Annotated in this window: 13 protein-coding genes; 4 read left to right on the top strand and 9 right to left on the bottom strand. The window is 74.4% G+C overall.

Features of this window, described 5'->3' with window-relative positions; all coding sequences use genetic code 11:
* Positions 1-25: 25 nt before the first annotated feature.
* Positions 26-1,405, bottom strand: a complete 1,380-nt coding sequence (locus MNY62_RS07445; protein ID WP_242343488.1) for a sigma-54 interaction domain-containing protein — start codon at positions 1,403-1,405, stop codon at positions 26-28.
* A 71-nt stretch (positions 1,406-1,476) separates the two neighbouring features.
* Between MNY62_RS07445 and MNY62_RS07440 the strand changes: the two genes are divergently transcribed.
* The 4 genes from MNY62_RS07440 (at position 1,477) to MNY62_RS07425 (ending at position 5,313) form a co-directional block, all read left to right on the top strand.
* Positions 1,477-1,749 carry a hypothetical protein gene (locus tag MNY62_RS07440; RefSeq protein WP_242343487.1) on the top strand — a complete coding sequence of 91 codons (273 nt, stop codon included), beginning with the start codon at positions 1,477-1,479 and terminating at the stop codon, positions 1,747-1,749.
* A gap of 1 nt (position 1,750) precedes the next feature.
* Positions 1,751-3,196, top strand: coding sequence for an amidase (locus MNY62_RS07435; protein WP_242343486.1), 1,446 nt, complete (start codon positions 1,751-1,753; stop codon positions 3,194-3,196).
* Between the two features lie 23 nt (positions 3,197-3,219).
* Positions 3,220-4,002: a lysophospholipid acyltransferase family protein gene (locus MNY62_RS07430; protein ID WP_242343484.1), complete on the top strand. Its 783-nt coding sequence runs from the start codon at positions 3,220-3,222 to the stop codon at positions 4,000-4,002.
* A 135-nt stretch (positions 4,003-4,137) separates the two neighbouring features.
* Positions 4,138-5,313 (top strand): lactate racemase domain-containing protein, encoded by a 1,176-nt coding sequence (locus tag MNY62_RS07425; protein WP_242343483.1) that lies wholly within the window; start codon positions 4,138-4,140, stop codon positions 5,311-5,313.
* Between the two features lie 542 nt (positions 5,314-5,855).
* Here the strand turns inward: MNY62_RS07425 and hypB are convergent.
* From hypB to MNY62_RS07385, 8 genes are all read right to left on the bottom strand, one after another.
* Entirely contained in the window at positions 5,856-6,731 is an 876-nt protein-coding gene (hypB, locus tag MNY62_RS07420) for a hydrogenase nickel incorporation protein HypB (protein ID WP_242343482.1), read from the bottom strand.
* Positions 6,731-7,075 carry a hydrogenase maturation nickel metallochaperone HypA/HybF gene (locus MNY62_RS07415; RefSeq protein ID WP_242343481.1) on the bottom strand — a complete coding sequence of 115 codons (345 nt, stop codon included), beginning with the start codon at positions 7,073-7,075 and terminating at the stop codon, positions 6,731-6,733. Before MNY62_RS07415 ends, hypB begins: the two co-directional genes overlap by 1 nt.
* 6 nt (positions 7,076-7,081) lie before the next feature.
* Positions 7,082-8,104: a hydrogenase expression/formation protein HypE gene (gene hypE, locus MNY62_RS07410; RefSeq protein ID WP_242343480.1), complete on the bottom strand. Its 1,023-nt coding sequence runs from the start codon at positions 8,102-8,104 to the stop codon at positions 7,082-7,084.
* The gene (gene hypD, locus MNY62_RS07405) at positions 8,105-9,244 is read right to left on the bottom strand and encodes a hydrogenase formation protein HypD (RefSeq protein WP_242343479.1); all 1,140 of its coding nucleotides are present in this window, start codon (positions 9,242-9,244) and stop codon (positions 8,105-8,107) included. It abuts the gene before it with no gap.
* A gap of 50 nt (positions 9,245-9,294) precedes the next feature.
* The gene (locus MNY62_RS07400; RefSeq protein ID WP_242340155.1) at positions 9,295-9,582 is read right to left on the bottom strand and encodes a HypC/HybG/HupF family hydrogenase formation chaperone; all 288 of its coding nucleotides are present in this window, start codon (positions 9,580-9,582) and stop codon (positions 9,295-9,297) included.
* Positions 9,583-9,598: 16 nt separating this feature from the next.
* Positions 9,599-11,878, bottom strand: a complete 2,280-nt coding sequence (gene hypF, locus MNY62_RS07395) for a carbamoyltransferase HypF (RefSeq protein ID WP_242343478.1) — start codon at positions 11,876-11,878, stop codon at positions 9,599-9,601.
* A gap of 371 nt (positions 11,879-12,249) precedes the next feature.
* Positions 12,250-12,579, bottom strand: a complete 330-nt coding sequence (locus tag MNY62_RS07390; protein ID WP_242343477.1) for a hypothetical protein — start codon at positions 12,577-12,579, stop codon at positions 12,250-12,252.
* 67 nt (positions 12,580-12,646) lie between these two features.
* Entirely contained in the window at positions 12,647-18,664 is a 6,018-nt protein-coding gene (locus MNY62_RS07385; RefSeq protein ID WP_242343476.1) for a toxin TcdB middle/N-terminal domain-containing protein, read from the bottom strand.
* Positions 18,665-18,711 lie beyond the last annotated feature (47 nt).

Here is an 18,711-nt window from a genome sequence, read left to right as displayed (position 1 = left end):
ATCCTGCCCGAGAGGCCCGCCGTCGTCAGCGCTCGCCCGGGGCGGCGACGCCGAGCCGCCGCATCCGCTTCCAGAGGGTGACCCGCGAGACGCCGAGCAGCTCCGCCGCCCGCGCCCGGTTCCATCCCGTCCGCTCGAGCGCCTCCACGAGCGCGCGGCGCGCGTCGGCCTCGGGATCGCCCGGCCTCGCCCGGCGCTCCGCGCGGAACCCGAGCACGTCGCGCGGGAGGTGCTCCGGCCGGATCTCGCCCGGCCCCGCGCGGAGCGCGGCGTACTCGAGCGCGTTCCGGAGCTCGCGGACGTTGCCCGGCCAGGGGTAGGCGCGGAGGAGGCGCAGCGCGTCCGGCGACAGGCCGCGGGCGACCCGGCCCGCCGGGCCGAGCTCCGCGAGGAAGCGCTCCGCGAGCAGCGGCACGTCGTCGGCGTGCTCCCGGAGCGACGGGACGTGGAGCGGGAAGGCGGCGAGCCGGAAGTAGAGATCGGCGCGCAGGCGACCGTCCTGCACGAGAGGGCGCAGGTCGCGGTGGGTCGTGCAGAGGAGGCGCACGTCCACCACGACCCGGTGCGCATCGCCGGCGCGGCCGAGCGCGCGCTCCTCGACGACGTGCAGGAGCTTCGCCTGCACCGCGGGCGGCGCGTCGCCCACCTCGTCGAGGACGAGCGTCCCGCCGGCGGCGTCCTCGAGCCGGCCGCGGCGCCGGCCGTCGGGGCCGCCGAAGAGCTCGGCGTCGAGCGCCGCCGGGTCGAGCGTCGCGCACGACACGCGCACGAGCGGGCGCTCTGCGCGGTCGCCGAGGCGGTGGATCGCCTCGGCGACGCGGTTCTTGCCGGCGCCGCTCTCCCCGGTGAGCATCACCGGCGCGCTGGAGGTGGCGACGAGCGCGATCATCCGGTGGAGCTCGCGCATCGACGGGTGACGCCCGACGAGTCCGCAGACATCATCCCCGCGGGGTGCTCCGGCGTCGCGGAGCACGACGGGCTCGGTGGGCACCTCCGTCGCGGCGGGCGCCGTCACGTCGGTGAACGTCTCGAGCGTCCCTGCCGGCAGGCCGTCGGCCGCGTACAGCGCGACGGCGTTCTTCACGATGAGCTGCGGCCGCCCGTCCCGCTTGCGGATCGTGCAGCAGCGCGAGGTGCGCGACCGCTCCGCGACGCCGCAGCTCAGCAGCCCCGCGCCGCACGGGCAGCCATTCACGGCGTCCCCGGCGAGGATCGAGCAGCGCTGGCCGATGGCCTCGCTCCGTGGCCAGCCCGTGATCCGCTCCGCGGCCCGGTTCCAGAAGGTGACCGTACCCTCGCGATCGGTGAGGAAGAGCCCCTCCGGGAGCGCGTCGGCCATCCGGCGGAGGGTCTCCACCGAGTCGAGGCCGAGGAATGGCAGGGGGATCGGCGCGAACTCGGGCACGCGGCACGGATGTTAGCACTGGCCCGGCTGGAGGCGGCGCGGTCGGGGCGCCGCTGTGCTAGGAACGCGGCATGGACGACGCCCGACCGCCCGAGACCGCGACACCTCGCCGCGACTTCCTCCGTGTCATCGCGCTCGCCCCCGCGCTCGCCGCCGGCTGCGCGGGTGCGCGCGCCTCCGCGCCCGGCCCTGCCAGCAAGGAGCCGGCCGCGCCCGATGCGCCCCCCGCTCCCGTCGCGGCCGCCGGCCCCGATCCGCTCGCGCCGCTCCGCGCGTTCCCGCTCGCCCTCGACGCCGAGCCCGCCTTCGTCTTCCGCGCGTCGCCGGCGCGCCCGGGAGCCTAGCGTGGCCGTCTCCGACGACGTCCTGTTCTCCGGAGTCCAGGCGCTCTCGCAGAAGCTCCGCGCGCGCGAGCTCTCTCCCGTCGAGCTCGCCGAGGCGTACCTCGCGCGCATCGACGCGCACGCGGCGCGGCTCGGCTGCTTCGTCACCGTGACGCCGGAGCGCGCGCTCACCGAGGCGCGGGCGGCGGAGGCGGAGCTCGCCGCCGGCCGCTGGCGCGGGCCGCTGCACGGGGTTCCGTACGGGCTCAAGGATCTCGTCGACACGAAGGGGATCCGCACCACCTTCGGCGCGGCGCCCTACGCCGGGCGCGTGCCCGACCGCGACGCGGCGATCGTCACGCGCCTCTCCCAGGCGGGCGCGGTGCTGCTCGGGAAGCTCTCCATGGTCGAGCTCGCGGGCGGGCTCGGCTACCACACCGGCGAGGCGGCGCTGAACGGGCCGTGCCGGACGCCGTGGGACGTGGCCCGCTGGGCGGGCGGGTCGTCGTCAGGCGCCGGCTCGGCGGTGGCGGCGGGGCTCGTCGCGTTCGCGATCGGCTCGGAGACCTGGGGCTCCATCACCTGCCCATCGGCGTTCTGCGGCGTGACGGGGCTCCGCCCCACCTACGGGGTCGTGCCGCGCCACGGCGCGATGGCGCTCTCGTACACGATGGACAAGCTCGGGCCGATGGCGCGGACCGCCCGCGACTGCGCGCTCGTGCTCGACGTCATCGCCGGGCCCGACGCGCGCGACCCGAGCGCCATCTCGTCGCCGCCGGCCGTGAAGCGCGTCCGCCCGGACGTGGCGCGCGGCCTGCGCGTCGCGGTGCTCGGGTTCCCCGACAAGCCCGAGCTCGCGCCCGGCGCTCGCGAGGCGTTCGCCGCGGCCGCCGAGGTGCTCCGCGGGGCGGGTGCGCTCCTCGAGCCGGCGTCGCTCCCGGACCTCCCGTACGAGCCGCTCGCCGGGCTGCTCATCGAGGCGGAGGCCGCCACCGCGTTCGAGGAGCTCATCCGCTCCGGCCGCACGCGCGAGCTCGCCGACGCGTCGCACAAGACGAGGAGGCCGGAGGACTACCTGCCCAAGGCGAACGCGGCCGACTACGTGCGCGCGATGCGCGTCCGCGGCGAGATCCAGCGGGCGCTCGCGGGCTTCTTCTCCCGCTTCGACCTCGTGCTCGCCCCGAACCTGCCGTTCGCGCCGCCGCGCGTGGAGGAGAGCTTCGACGCGCTCTTCGCGAGCCCCGACCCGCTCGGCGCCGCGGGCAACGTCGCCGGGCTCCCCGCCGTGGCGCTGCCGATGGGCTTCTCGGGCAAGCTGCCCCTGTCGATGCAGCTCGTCGGGCCTCCGCTCGAGGAGGGGCGCCTCCTCTCGGTCGCGGCCCTCTTCCAGGCGAGGACGGAGCACCACCTCGCCCGCCCCGACCTCTCGCCCCCCGCCGTGCCGGTCGCCGCCGTGACCGCACGGTGACCTCCGCTCTGGACCATTCGACCGTGCCCGTCATCGCAGCCATCGGCTACTTCCTCACCGGCCTCGTCATCCTGCTGGCGCTCCCGCTGCAGGCGCTGCTCTTCGCCGTCGCGTATCCGTTCGACCGGAACCGCGCCCTCGCGGGCCGCTTCTCGCGGCTCGCCGCGGTCGCCGTGACGAGGACCTTCCCTCCCTGGCGGCTGCGGATCGAGGGGCGCTGGCCGCGCGGGCGCCAGGCGTACGTGGTCGTCGCGAACCACCAGTCGCTGCTCGACATCCTCATGCTCTCGAAGCTCCCCCGCGAGATGAAGTGGATCGCGAAGGAGTCGCTCTTCAAGGTGCCGTGGGTCGGCTGGATGTTCCGTATCTCCGGCGACATCCCGGTCCGCCGCGGCGATCCCGAGAGCGGCGGCGAGGCGCTCGCGAAGGCGCGCCGCTACCTCGATCGCGGCATGAACGTCATGATCTTCCCGGAGGGGACGCGGAGCGTGAGCGCGAAGCTCCTGCCCTTCAAGTCCGGGGCGTTCCGGCTCGCCATCGAGGCGGGGGTGCCCATCCTGCCGGTCGCGGTGCACGGGGCGGCGCAGGGGATGCCGAAGGGGAGCCCGTGGGTCCGGCCGTGCCGGGCCTACGCGCGTATCCTCGAGCCCGTCCCCACCGCCGGCCTCAAGCCCGAGGACGCGGGCCGGCTCAAGGACGAGGTGCGGCGCCGGATCGCCGCCGCGCTCCCGAAGTCGGACGTGGCGAACGGCGACGCGCCGGCGCCTGTGCCTGCGATCGAGCCTGGGGCGCCGGAGAGGTCGTAGGCGTACCGGGGAGGTATCCGCTCGCCCTGAGCGTAGCGGCCGAAGGCCGCGTCGAAGGACAATGGACGGTCGGTCTCGGGGCAGGTCGCGCGGCCGCGGTCGCCACTCCTCGCTCGCCGGACGTACAATCCCGCCGTGACCGTCCTCCTCGGCTACGGCGCCCGCCCCCTCCCGCTGCCGGACGTTCCCGGCGCCCGCGTGCTCCTCCCGCCCGTCGCCCCGCCGGTTCCGGACCTCACGGCCGCGCTCGACGCCGCCCTCGCCCACCCGGTGGGCGCCCGCCCGCTCGCCACGGTGGCCACGGCCCGGACCCGCGTCGTCGTCATCGTGAGCGACTCCTCCCGCGACGAGCCGCGCGCCGAGCTGTTCGCCGCGGCCCGCCGGGCGCTCGCCGTCGTCCCCGACGACCACCTGACGATCGCGGTGGCGAACGGGACGCACGGCCCGAAGCCGCTCGAGCGGCTCGGGCTGCCGGAGGAGGTGCTGCGGCGCCACCGCGTGGTGAACCACGACGCGCGCGACGACGCCTCGATGGTGGAGATGGGGCGGACGAGCCGCGGCACGCGCATCCGCGTGAACCGCTGCGTGGCCGAGGCCGACCTCGTCGTCTCGACCGGCAAGGTGAAGCCCCACTACTTCGCCGGCTGGGGCGGCGGCGCGAAGGGGATCTTCCCGGGGCTCGGCCACGACGTGGACATCCGCCAGAACCACAAGCTGAAGGCGGATCCGGCCTCGTCGCTCGGGCGCGCCGACGGCAACCCGTGCCGCGAGGACATCGAGGAGGCGGTGCGCCGCATTGGGCGCGACACCTATCTCGTCAACGTGGTCGAGGCGGGCGCCACGATCGTGGGCGCGGTAGCGGGCGACGTCGTTTACGCGCATCGCGAGGGCGTGCGCCTCGCGCGCCCGTGGTGCGAGGTCGAGGCGGCGCCCGCCGACATCGTGGTCGTGTCGGCGCCGCTGCCCGTGTCCGGCTCGCTCTACCAGGCCTCGAAGCTCATCCCGCCGGCGGGGCTCCTGCTCCGCGAGGGCGGCGTCGTGATCGTGGCGGCGGAGTGCCCCGAGGGCACCGGCCCGCTGCAGGTCGTGAACGAGGGGATCTTCGAGCTCGGCGTGCGTCGCTTCCTGCCCGCTGGCGCGACGGTGCTGCTCGTGTCCGCGATGAACGAGGCGACCGTGCGCGAGACCTACGCGACCTACGCCCCCGACCTCGCCACCGCGCTCGCGCGCGCCCGCGACATCGTGGGGAAGGCGGAGCCGAGCGTGCTCGTGCTGCCCGACGCGGGGGACCTCGTGCCGCGGGCGCTGTGAGCAGCGCGCTCATCCCTCATCGCATGCCTCTCGGCCACGTCGGGGACTCGAGCTGGCCCGGGGCTGAACGTAACCCGACTGGCGATTCAGCGGGATGCGACCCGCGACCGCGACGACCTCGACCTCGCCCGCGACGACCGGCGCCCCGAGCCCGAGCCCATCACCCACCCCGCCCGCAGCGCGCCGCCCTACGTGGCGGGACCTCGCGCCCGCAGGCGGGCACTGGACGCGGTAGGCACCGCCCGACCCACGGACCGCAATGCAACGCGGTCGGCCGCGCCGACCTCGCCCATGCGCAACCCCGCCCGCACGGCCCCGCGTTGCCGGCGGGGTCTGCGGGCGGAACCGGTCTCAGTAAGTGAACCCCGTCCATCGTGCCCGCCGAGGACGGGAGGTCCCGCGTGGCGGCGCGCCACAGTGACCTCGGCCGCGGCGATGCCAGCCAGAACGACCCTCGACCCCGACCCGCACCTCGACCCGGACCCCGATCAGGACCAGGCAGGACCAGGACCCCGCGCCCGAGCGACGGCCCCGTTCAGTCCTCAGTGCTCGTGGTCGTGCTTCCCGCCGCCCGCGTGCGAGTGGCCGTGGTGATCCGCGCCGTCGTGCGCGTGCCCGCCGTCGTGCGCGTGGGCATGGGAGTGCACGTGCGCGTGGTGCTCCGCGCCGTGCGCGTGGTCGTGCGAATGCTCGTGGGCGTGCGAGTGCGCGTGCGCCGCCGCGCCGAGCCCGATCCCGTCGCGCAGCTCCTCGAGCCACGCCACCCACGCGTCCATGCCCTGGCCGCTGCGCGCGGACACCTCGATCACCCGCGGCCGCGGCATCACGCGGGCGAGCGCGTCGTGGACCTTTGCGAGCTCGACGTCGAGGTGCGGGACGAGATCGCACTTCGTGAGGAGCACGAGGTCGGCGGCGTTGAACATCACCGGGTACTTGAGCGGCTTGTCCTCGCCCTCGGTGACCGAGAGCACGACGACGTTGGCCGCCTGGCCCAGGTCGTAGATCGCCGGGCAGACGAGGTTGCCGACGTTCTCGATGAAGAACACGTCGGTCTGCTGCCAGGGGAAGTCGTGCAGCGAGCGGTGCACGAGCTCGGCGTCGAGGTGGCAGGCCTGGCCGGTGGTGATGGCCTTCGAGGGGATGCCCGCCTTCTGGAGCCGGCGGGCGTCGTTGTCGGTGGCGAGGTCGGCGGACACGGCGCCGAGCTTCCAGCCCTTCGAGGCGGCGGCCTTCGCCGTCGCCTCGAGCACGGCGGTCTTGCCCGCGCCCGGCGAGCCCATGAGGTTCAGGGCGAGGACGCCCGACTCGAGGAAGTGCTCGCGGTTGTGGCGCGCGGCGCGGTCGTTGCCGGCCAGGATCTTCTCGTGCAGCTCCACCGGGACGAGCTCGGTGTCGCCGCAGCCACAGGTCGTGCACATCAGGGGACCTCCATCTCGATGCGGTCGAGGGTCAGCGCGTCGGAGCCGTCGTCGAGCTTGCCCGGCGCGTCGCACGCGGGGCAGCGCAGGATCGCGCCGCGCGCGATGGGCGTCTTGCAGCGCGGGCAGGACCAGCTCGCCGCGACGCGGGTGAGGGTGAGCGGGACGTCCGCGCAGAGGGTGCCCGCGCGGAAGGTCTCGTAGGCGGTCTGGAACAGCTCGGGATCGACGCCCGAGAGCTCGCCCACGCGGACGGAGAGCCTGTGCACCGCGAGCGCGCCGCGCTTGCGAGCCTCCGCCTCCACGCGGGTGACGAGCGCCTCGACGAGGGAGTACTCGTGCATGGGCGCCTAGCAGATCCGCGGGAGGAGCTCGCCCTCGGGCTCCGCGAGCATGCGCTTGCCGAACCCGGTGTCGAGGATGACCGCCCCGGGCCGCTCCCCGATGGCGGTGGCGATCACCGTCGCGGAGGCGCCGAGCGGGTGGGCCCGCAGCGCGGCGAGGACCTTGTCCGCCGAGCGCGCCCGCACGCCGATGACCGCCTTGCCCTCGTTCGCGACGAGGAGCGGGTCGATGCCGATCATCTCGCCCGCGGCGCGCACCTCGTCGCGCACCGGGAGCGCGGTCTCGTCGATGACGATGCCGACCTTGCCCTTCGCGGCCATCTCGTGGAGCACGCCCGCGACGCCGCCGCGGGTCGGGTCCTTCATCGCCACCACGTCCTCGCCGCCGGCGCGGAGCGCCTCGCGGACGAGCCCGTTGAGCGGCGCGACGTCGGAGCAGAGGTCGCCCTCGAGCCGCAGGTCATGACGGCGCGACATGATGGCCATGCCGTGGTCGCCGATGGTGCCGGTGACGATGACGAGGTCGCCCGCGCGCAGGCCCGCGTCGCTGACGACGCGCTCGGCGAGCGCGACGCCGGTGGTGTTGAGGACGATCCCATCCACCTCGCCCTTGCCCATCACCTTGGTGTCGCCGGTGACGATGGGCGCGTTCGCCTCGCGCGCCGTCTCGCGCATCGAGGCGACCACCCGCTCCAGGTCGGCGCGCGGGAAGCCCTCCTCGAGCACCACCGCGCAGGTGAGGCCGAGGGGCTCGGTGGCGCCCATCATGGCGAGGTCGTTCACCGTGCCGGAGACGCTGAGCCGTCCGATGTCGCCGCCCGGGAAGAAGATCGGGTGCACGACGTGGGAGTCGGTGGTGATGACGAGCCAGCGATCGCCGACGCGGATGGCCGCGCCGTCGTCGAGCGCGGAGAGGCCGATGCCGTCCACCGGGGAGGCGAGGGTGAGGAACACGTCCTCGATGAGCTGGCGCATCGCGCGCCCACCGGAGCCGTGCTTGAGGCCGATCCTGGCCGCGGGCTTCTCCATCTACGTGCCCACCTTCCTGAGATCCGGGACGCCGCCGTAGGTGTGCCAGATGCGGCACTGTCCCTCCGACGACACCATGCAGGCGCCCACCGGCGACTCGGGGACGCAGGTCTTGCCGAACAGCGCGCAGTCGCCCGGGTTCGCGAGGCCGAGCATGATCGAGCCGCAGATGCAGCCCTTCGCGGCCTCCTCGGCCTCGTCGTCGCGCACCGGGGCGGTGTCGATGCGGAAGCGCTTGCGCGCATCGAGGTGCGCGAACTCGGCGGTGAGGTCGAGGTTCCCGTCGCGGACCTCGGCGATGCCGCGCCACCTGCCGGTCACCGGGCGGAACACCTTCCAGAGCGAGCGCTGCGCGGCGAGGTTGCCCTCCTTCGTCACGCAGCGCGGGTACACGTTCGCGACCTCGGGCTTCCCCGCGCGCATGAGTTCGGTGAGCTTGAGGATCGCGGCGAGGATGTCGAGCGGCTCGAAGCCGGCGACCACCACCGGCTTGCCGGTGCGCGCGGCGAACGGCTCGAAGATGCCCCAGCCGGTGATGATGGCGGCGTGGCCCGCCGCGATGTAGCCCTCGATGTTCGTCTCCGGGCTCTCGGCGACGACGTTCATCGCGGCGGGGACGTACTTGTGCACCGAGAGGATGGAGAAGTTCCTGGGCGGGCTCGCGAGCGCCACCGCCGCCGTGGCGACGGCGGTGGTCTCGAAGCCGGAGCCGAGGAAGACCACCTCGTCCTCGGGGTGCTTCTCGGCGAGCTCGAGCGCCTGGGACACGGAGTAGACGACGTCGACCTTGGCGCCCTCGGCCTGGGCGTCCGCGAGCGAACGCGCGGTCCCGGGCAGGCGCAGCATGTCACCGTACGTGCACACGCGCGCGCCCTGGACCGCGAGCGCGACCGCCTCGTCCACCTCGGGGCCGTCGGTGACGCACACCGGGCAGCCCGGGCCCATGATGAGCTCGAGGTCCGGCGGCAGCACCGCGCGCAGCCCGAAGCGCGCGATGGCCTGCTCGTGGCTGCCGCACACGTGCATGACCGAGACGCGCCGCCCGAGCGCCGCGACCTCGTGCCCGATCGCCTCGGAGAGGGCGCGCGCGCGCACCGGGTCGCGGAACTTGAGCTCCTGGAAGAGATCCTTCGCTGCCATGGGGTCTCCACGCCACCGCGCGCTCGCCGGAGCGCCGCGCCGGCGGCTCGCTACTCCTTGTGCTTCGCCGCCGCGATCTCGCCCCGCACGTCGGCGGCCATGAGGTCCGCCTTCGCGCCGGAGACGTCGAGGATCTGGTCGAACAGCGCGAGCGTCTCCTGCACCTCGTCCGGCGGGATGCGCCGGATGGCGAAGCCGACGTGGTTCAGGACGTAGTCCCCGACCGACACCGGCTCGTCCACGATGTCGAGGCGGAGCTCCTTCCTCACGCCGAAGAAGTCCACCGTCGCGCTCATCCCGTCGATGGCGAGGACCTTCCCTGGAACGCCGAGGCACATGTGTTGGGCTCTCCGATTACGGGTGTGCGCGGCCGTCCGCGACGAGCGCCTGGCCGAGCGCGATCCCGCCGTCGCCGGGGGGCACCTGACCGTGTGGGTATACCGCGAAATCCGCCGAAAGCTCGCCGAGGAGGCCCTCGGTGAGCCGGGCGTTCTGGAAGCAGCCGCCGGTGAGCACCACGGGCAGCCGCCCGGTCGTCCGGCTGGCGTGCCGGACGAGCGCGGCGCCCGCGCGGGCGAGCGCGGCGTGGAAGCGGGCCGAGATCGCCGCGGGCGCGGTGCCGGCGAGGACGTCCGCGACGAGGGCGCGCCACAGCGGGCGCAGATCGAGCTCGGCCGTCGGGCCGCCCGTGTCCACGTCGAACGGGTAGGGCGCGGCGCCGGGGCCTGCGTCGGCGGCGTTGTCGAGCGCGAGCGCGACCTGCCCCTCGTAGTGGGAGACGCCGCGGCCGAGCGCGAGCGCTCCGGCGGCGTCGAAGGCGCGGCCCACGCCGTGGGCGCGCGGCGAGTTGAGGCCGGTCGCGAGCAGGCGGCGCACGACGGCGAGCTCGCCCGGGGCGACGGCGCGGAAGAGCGGGAGGTCCTCGAGCGGCGCGTCCTCTCCGAAGGCGTCGAGCACCGCCGCGAGGGCGAGGCGCCACGGCTCGCGGATGGCGCGGTCGCCGCCGGCGAGGGCGAGCGGCCGGAAGGTGGCGAGCCGCTCGAAGCGGCCGCGCTCGGCGAGGAGGAGCTCGCCGCCCCAGGCCGTGCCGTCGGAGCCTAGGCCGGTGCCGTCCCAGGCGAGTGCGAGCACCGGACCGTCGAGGCCGTGCTCGGCCATCGCCGCGGCCGCGTGGGCGTGGTGGTGCTGCACCTCGACGAGCGGGACGCCGAGCGCGGCGGCGCGCTCGCGCGCGTAGCGGGTCGAGAGGTAGAGCGGGTGGAGGTCGCAGGCGACGACCTCGGGGCGGAGCGCGAGGAACCCCTCGAGCCGCGCGATGGCCGCCTCGAACGCCGCGTAGGTCTCGAGGTTGTCGAGGTCGCCGACGTGCGGCCCGAGCACGGCCTCGTCGCCGCGCGCGAGGCAGAAGGTGTTCTTGAGCTGCGCGCCCACCGCGAGCACCGGACGCTCGAAGCGGCGGTGGACGGTCACCGGTCGCGGGACGTAGCCGCGCGAGCGCCGCATCACGAGGGGCCGGCCGGCGATGGTCCGCGCGACCGAGTCGTCGCAGCGCGAGGCGATGGGGCGATCGTGCACGAGGAACAGGTCGGCGATCGCCCCGAGCCGCCGGATCGCCTCGTCGTCCTCGAACGCGATCGGCTCCTCGGAGAGGTTGCCGCTCGTCATGACGAGCGGGCGGCCCGCGGCGTCGAGGAGGAGGTGATGGAGCGGCGCGTAGGGGAGGAGGAGCCCCACGAGCGGGCTGTCCGGCGCGATCTCCGGCGCGAGCGCCGCGTCGGGGCGGCGCCGGCACAGCACGATGGGCCGCTCGACCGAGGCGAGCAGCGCCGCCTCCGCTTCGCCGAGGTCGGCGACCGCGCGCGCCGCGTCGAGGTCGCGGACCATCAACGCGAGCGGCTTCTCCTCGCGGCGCTTGCGCGCCCGCAGCGTGGCGACGGCGGCGCTGGAGGTCGCGTCGCAGGCGAGGTGGAACCCGCCGATGCCCTTCACGGCCGCGATCTGCCCGCCCGCCAGGGCGGCCCCGACGTGCGCGACGGGATCGGCGGCCTCGACCGGCGTGCCGTCCCGCGCGACCACCCGCACGCGCGGCCCGCAGACGGGGCAGGCGTTCGGCTGCGCGTGGAAGCGGCGGTCGAGAGGATCCGCGTACTCGCGCGCGCACGCCGGGCACATGACGAACGCCGCCATGGTGGTGGCCGGCCGGTCGTACGGGGCGCCGTGCGCGACGGTGAAGCGCGGGCCGCAGTCGGTGCAGTTCGTGAACGGATAGCCGTGGCGGCGGTCGCGGGGGTCGAAGACCTCGCGCTCGCAGGCGGGACAGGTGGCGAGGTCGGGCGGGATGGCCGTGCGCCGCTCGGCAGCGGGCCCGCTCGCGACGATCTCGAACCCGTCCATGCGCTCGGCCGCGATGGGCTCGCTCCGGAGCGTCTCGATGACCGCCGCCGGCGGCCGGTCGCTGCGCAGCCGCCGCTCGAGCTCGTCGAGCGCGACGGCCGGTCCGAACGCCTCGATGGTCACGCCGGACGCGTCGTTCCGCACGCGCCCCGCGAGCCCGGCCTCGTGCGCCAGGCGGTACACGAACGGGCGGAAGCCGACGCCCTGGACGGTGCCGGTGACCCGGACCCTCCGCCCCACGATCGGAGGGGCTCCGTCGCCTGCTCGCGCCGCGCGTGTCATGCCGGGTGTTGCGGTGGGGCGGCGTCGCCAGGCCGTTCCGACCGGATGGGTCTATTTACGCCTTCCTGGACCTGGGCCGCAAGCTGGAAAAGCTCCGGATCGCAGTGGCTTGCGTCGTCTTCATGGCCGGGTCGCTCCGCGGGTGCGGGTCAGGCGTCCTCGCCCGGACGAAGGCGCGAGGCGGTCGAGTCGCGGTCCAACCGGATGAGGCGCGGAACTCTCGGTCTGGCGCTTCCGGTCTGGCGCTTCGTTCCCGGCGCTGCCCGACACTCTCGGTCTAGGGCGCGCTGGGTCGCCTACGCGGACCTTCGGTTTCGGGCGCTGGGGGCCTACACGGTGCGCTTCGGCTGGCGGCTCCGCGCAATTTCGCGCCCCTCGCCGTCGTAGGTCGTGACGATCGCCTCGCCCCCCTCGTACGCGATCGTGAGGCGCTTCTCGAGCGACCCGTCCCGTCGCCGCCACTCGTCCTGAACGGTGTCGCCTCGCTCATCGAATGACCGGACGAGCGTCGTGCCGTCCCGGTACGAGGTCACGCCCTCTACGCGCCGTCCGCTTCCGTCGAAACGCTCGACGGTCCGGTCGATCGCATCGTGCGCCCGGTAGACGCGTAGGCGCTCTTCGAGGCGGCCGCGCGCGTCGCGGGTGACGACCTCTTTCACCCACGGCGCCTCGACCGGAGCGCGGCGGAGCCTCAGGATGCGTGCGACACGGTCGCGAAGTGACATGTCAGTTCGCTTTCCTGCCGACTTCCTGGATCAAGGTTACCGCAGGATTCTTCAAGAGCGCGGGCAGTTCCACCTGCTCGTACACGCGATCGGGCCTGGCGCCCTCCACGAGCGAGGTCACCTTCCCGCGTGCACCATCGGCGAACTTCTTGGACGCGGCCTTCCAGACCCAGTCGGGCAATTCGCTCGGGTTTCTCTGGAACGCGTTGAGCCACGCACCGCCCGGTGTGTCCGCGATCGTCTGCTTCCCCATCATCCGGGCGTAGGTCTCGGCCACCTTCCACTGCCCGGGTCCAGAGTAGAATACGGCCTTCCCTTCTTCGGTCGCGAAGCTTCGGAACGCGACGTTGGCGCGCGCAACCACGGCGCGGGCCTGGCGCTCCACGGCTTGGGCCCCCGCCTTGAGCCCTTGTCCCGCGCGGGCGAGCCCGGCCTTGACGACCGGCGCCACCTTCGTGGCGACCGCCCCGATCGCCTTCCCGGCGAGCTTCGCCGCGGGCCCCATCGCCCCGCCGAGCACGGCGTCCGTGCCGATGGACACGGGGTCGACCGTCTTCGAGAGGCTCCGCGTCTCGATCGCCCGCTGCGTGAGCCCGCCGGCGACGCCGGCGCTCATCCCCTGCACGACCAGGCTCGCGCCGCCCGTCGCGGCGGCGACGGCGCCGGACACCGCGCCCCCGGCGAGGGACGCCCCGAGGCCGCGGCCGCTGAACTCGCCGGTGACGGCCGCCTTGACGAGGTAGACGCCGCCGCCGATCGCCGCGCCGATGAGCGCGCCGACGAGGATGTGCGGGAGCCGGCCGTCGGGGTCCACGTAGCCGGTGGGCGTGTTCCGGGCGTAGGCGTAGACGTCGAGGAGCTGGGGATCGCCGACCGCGAGCTCGGGGTCGGCGAGGACGGCCGGGTCCGGTGAGAGGAACCGCCCGAGGGCGGGGTCATAGACGCGGGCGCCGAAGTCGTAGAGGCCGGTCTCCGGGTCGCGCTCCTTGCCGGTGAAGGCGTACGGCTCGGTGGAGGACGCGAGCTCGCCGCCGAAGGGATCGAAGGCGGTCTCTGCGACGACGGCGCCCTGCTCGTCGGTCTGGACCGCGACGCCGCCCAGGTGATCGCCGTGGTAGTAGACCGCGGCGAGCACCTCCGGGCCGGCCGATGCGTCGCCGTGCGTCGAGCAGCCGGCGGTCGTCACCGACAGGAACGCGAAGGCGGTCGCCAGGGCGACGGCGGGGCGGAAGCGGCGGCGGGTCGTGCGCGCGAGCGAGAGCGCCAGCGCGGCGAGGACGGAGAGCGCCGCGCCGAGGCCGAGGATGGGCGGCAGCGCGGTGAGGGTGCCCGCCGCGACGGGCTCGGGGCGCGGGCCGCCGAGCTTCGCTACGCGCCGGTCGCCCGCGAACACGTAGTCGACGAGCGCGCCGTCACGCTCCTCCGCGAGCCGGTCGACGTAGACCGTCCGGTGCGCGCCGCCCGGGCCGTCCGTGGACTTCACGATGCGTGCGCCCGTGTAGTCGTAGCGGAAACGGACCTCGGTGCCGTCATCCATCGTGATGGTCTTCAGGCGCCCCTTCGCGTCGAACGTCTGCACCGAGCCCGGGCGCTCGACGACGTTCCCCGCCTGGTCGAACCGGTAGGCCTTGCCGGCGACGTCGGTCGCCTGGTGCGCTGCGCCGTACGCGTAGACGCCCAGGTCGGAGCGCGAGGCGAACCGACCGTCGGGGTGGTACGCGTAGCTCCAGGTGCGATCCGCGCCCGTGCCCGAGACGAGCCGGTAGAGGTCGTCGTAGCCGTAGGCGCGTCCCGCGGAGAGCGTCCCGCTCGCGCGGAGCGCGTCCGAGATCTGGAGCAGGTTCCCGACGCGGTCGTAGCCGTACGAGGCCGACTGGACCGTGCGTCCGCCCGCGACCGTCTCGAGCCCCGCGACGCGGTCCATCTCGTCGTACCGCGCCGTCGAGACCGTGCCGCTCGCGTACTCGAGCCGGGTGGCACGCCCGCGCGCGTCGTGGTCGATCCGTGAGATGACCCCAGGGACCGACTCGAGGAGGCCGCGCGCGCCGTAGCGATACTCGAGCGTCCGATCGTCCGGGTAGGTCACCGCCTTCACGCGGTCGAGCCCGTCCAGCGCCGTGGCGATCCGGTAGCTCTTGCCGTCGACCTTCCGGACGGTCTCGACGAGCCGCCCGCGCGTGTCGCGCCGGTAGTGCTCCTCGCCGCCCGCGTCCTCGACCCAGGCGAGGTCGCCCGTCGCGTCCTCGCCAGGGAAGAGCGGCGACGGTGCGTCGTAGTGGTACCGGACCACCTCCTCGTCCTGCCCGGCCCCGTCGACGAGCCGCTCGACCGTCGGCCGCCCGATCGCGTCGTACGCCGTGACCACGCGCGCGCCGCGCGCGTCGATCCGCTCGAGCAGCCGCCCCGCGGCGTCGTAGACGAACGTGGTGCTCCCGGCGTCCGGGTGGACCGACGCGACGACTCGGCCGAGGCCATCGTGCGCGTAGGTGGTCTCGCGCCCCGCGGAGTCCACGAGCGAGACGACGCGCCCGAGCGCGTCGCGCCGGAAGTGGGTCACGACGCGCTCGGCGCCGAGCCGCTCCTCGACCTCCACGACGCCGAGCGCGCTGAGCCGGTCGGTCTTCGGCGTCGCCGCGTGAGGCGAGGCGGGGTCGAGGTCCTCCGCGTCCCAGGACTCCACCGCGAACGGCGCGTAGCGCGTCTCGGCGCGCGAGCCGTCGGGCAGCACCGAGGCGACGCGGCGCCCGAGCGCGTCGTAGGCGTGGCTCGTGAACGGCGTCGCGGGGGCAGGTGGGTCGAAGCCGTCCGCGAGGAACGGCTCGTACTCCCGGACGACGCGCCCCTGGAGGCCGAGGTGACGCATGCCGGAGACGAGCGTCTTCCCGTCCTCCGCCGCCTCGACGAGCGCGAGCGAGCGGCCGAGCCCGTCGTACAGCATCTGCTTCTCGAGCACGGCCTCCCCGCCGGGCTCGATCCGGCTCCGCGTCACGACGCGCGAGACCGGATCGCCGTAGCGGTACTCGAACGTCACCGATGGCTTCGCGTCGCTGTCGCCGGGGCGGACGATGGCGGTGAGGTGGAAGAGCGGGTCCCAGAGGAAGCGCGTCTCCGCGCCGCCGGCGTCGCGGTACGACGTGAGCGTGCCGAGGACCGGGTCGTAGGCGGCGTGGAAGGTGAGGGCGCCGCCGCCGTCGAGGAGGACGCGCTCGGTCACCGGGAAGCGGTGGGTCGCCTCGTCGAGCGTGACCTCGCGGCGCGTGCCGACGGCGTCGAGCGTCGCGACGACGTTGCCGTAGTCGTCGCGCTCGACGCGCTCGGTCTGCGCCCAGCGATCGCCGTCGATCCAGGCCTCGGTCCGCGTGGGGAGGCCGCGGGGCCCGAGCTCGCCGTACGCGAGCCCGAGGAACGCCGGGCCGTCGTAGTAGGTGCGCGCCTCGGAGAGCCGCGTGCCGGCGGCGTCGGTCACGGTCTTGTGGTAGGCCCGGCCGAGCAGCCAGCTCTGCGGGTCGTTCAGGTACTCAGTCGTCGTGATCCGCTCGTCGCCCCCGACGCGGAGATCAGTCCCGCGCACGATGCCCCACTCCGACGCGACGACGACGTTCCCGTACTCGTCGTGCTGCAGCTCCTCGCGCGTGGTCACCGGCGAGGCAGAGCCCTCGACGTGGTCCACCTCGTGCCAGCGCCTGCGGGCGTGGCGGACCTCGGTGCCGTCGAGGCCGGTCACGAGCACCGGCGCCTCGTACCCGGTCCGCTCGCGGCGGAGCACGACCCCCGCCTCGGTGCGGGCCTCGATGGCGAGGGGCAGCCCCTTCAGCGCCTCGAGCGTGGCGCCGAGGTCGAAGTCGTGGATCGAGACGGACGTGGCCTCGCTCTCGTCGCCGAGCTCGGTCCGCATCGCGCGCGCGAAGCCGCGAAACTCGCGGGTCTCCGGCGCGTACCAGCCGTCGCGGTACGCGTAGCTCGTGACGTGGAGGTTCCCGAGGCCGTCCTGGAGCGTCGACGAGGCGAGCACCTGCACCGGGAACGGCACGCGGGTGCCCCACGGCTCGCCAGCGGCGCGGGCCCGCCCGTACTCGACGCCGCTCGACCCGTAGCGGAGCTCGAGCCGCTTGCCGAGCCCGTTCTCCACGGCGACGAGCAGGTTCGGGCGGACGTCGCCGACGAGGTCGAGGTAGACGAGCTTCTCGCCCGCGGGGGCCGATGGCGTCGACCAGACGAGATCCGCCGAGCCGTTCCCGTTCATGTCCGCGAGCCGGATCGCGGTCGCCGCGGGGTCGCGGTAGGGCGTCCCGAGGATCCGGATCCGCTCGCCGAAGGCGTCGCCGGGGAGGAGCGGCCACACGTCGACGTGGTCCGGCGCCACCCACAGCAGATCCGCGAGCCCGTCGCCGGTCATGTCGGCGAGCAGGAGGTCCGCCTCGGCGAGCGGGCCCGGTGCCGGCGCGTTCGCGATCGACACCGCGGGGCCGAACTCACCCCATCCGCGGCTCGGCCAGTACGTCACCGAGCCGTCGAGCACGTAGACGAGGTCGAGGAGACGATCGCCGTTCACGTCCGCGAGCTTCAGCTTCGCGTCCTCGAAGCGGACGACGGAGCCGTCGGGCGGCAGCGCCGCCGTGAACGGCCCCTCCCAGCTGCCGTCGCCGCGGTTGCGCCAGAGGTGGAAGCCGTCGACCGTCGACTGGACCGCGTCCACGAGCTTGTCGTGGTCGAAGTCGAGCATCCGGACGTTCGGGTCGTCGAGCCCGAAGGGCGGGCTCGTCGTGAACACGACGTCGCCCTCCCAGCGGCCGCGCCCCGCGCTCGGGAACGTGTGCCACTCGGGGTTGGTGAGCCCGAGCCGCGCGAGGAGGTCCGGCAGGCCGTCGCCGTTGAAGTCACCGATCTCCACGCCCCTCGTCGAGAGCGCGACCGACGGGCTCCAGGGCATGTCGACCCGCGGGCCGAAGCGGGCGCCGCCGTCGTTCAGGGCGTACCAGTGCGCGCCGGACTCGGCGTGGAGGAGGTCGGGGAAGCCGTCCCCGTCGACGTCGACGAGCTCGTCGTCGCCCGCGCCAGGGCGGGGCAGGGCGTCCGGCACATCCGTCATCGAGACCGGCGCCGGCTGCGTGGCGAGGGTCGAGTACCAGAACCTGAGCGGCGGGAGCGCGCTCCGATCGTCGGCCCCGATCACCGAGACGGACGAGAGCAGCGAGATCCCGTTCGCGACGTCGTAGGCGAAGATCCAGCGGCGGACGAGCGCGCCGCCGGAGAACGCCGAGATCCGCCGGAGCCGCTGCGCGGTCGCGATCTCGAAGCGCGCGCGCCCGTCGGTGAGCGGGTCGGGGCGGGGCTCGTAGTCGAGGACGATCCGGTGGTCGGCCGCACCGGCGCGGAGGTTGTAGTCGATCCCGATGAGGTACGGCTGCCCGTGGTCCTTCGCGTACGAGTAGGCGATGCGGTTGCCGAAGAGATCGACGACCTCCTCGAGCGCCCAGCTGAAGATTCGCCCCGAGTCCTCGACGCGCGCGTCGGCGGTGAGGCCGTAGCGGAGGGTCTTGCCGTCCGGTGCGTCGACCTCCCAGTGCTCGCCGACGCGCCGCGCCCGCGCGAAGCGGCCCTCGTTCTTCTGACGGTAGACGCCCGTCGAGACCTCGACCAGTTCCGCGCCGTCGAGGAGGAAGCGGTCCGAGCCGTCGTAGCGGGGGAGCCCCTTCTCCGTCTGGACCTGGATCGTGGAGAGGCCGAGCGACCAGCCGAGGCCGAGCGGCCCGTTGCCCTGGCCGCTGTCATAGGCGAGGCCGAGCGTCGGGGTGAGGCCGGCCGTCCCAGGAGGCAGGTCGATCGCCACGGACTCGCGCACGGACCCGGTGTTCAGGTTTGGCTCGAACGACTCGCCGAGCCCCGAGATCGAGCCGGGGCCGGACGGGACGGCGATGACGTTCGGCCGCGCCGACGACTTGTCGGCGGCGGGTGCCTGGGTCGCGAGCGCGAGCGCGGCGAGCGCGAGCGCGAGGCGGACGGCGTGCGGGAGCGGCATGAACGCCTCTAGGGCCGGACGTGGCCACCGCGTGGCGCGGCGGCCGT

The organism is Anaeromyxobacter terrae, from assembly GCF_022690685.1.
GTDB lineage: Bacteria > Myxococcota > Myxococcia > Myxococcales > Anaeromyxobacteraceae > Anaeromyxobacter > Anaeromyxobacter terrae.
Note: the sequence above shows the minus strand (reverse complement) of the source record. Positions and strands in the feature narration are given on the sequence as shown.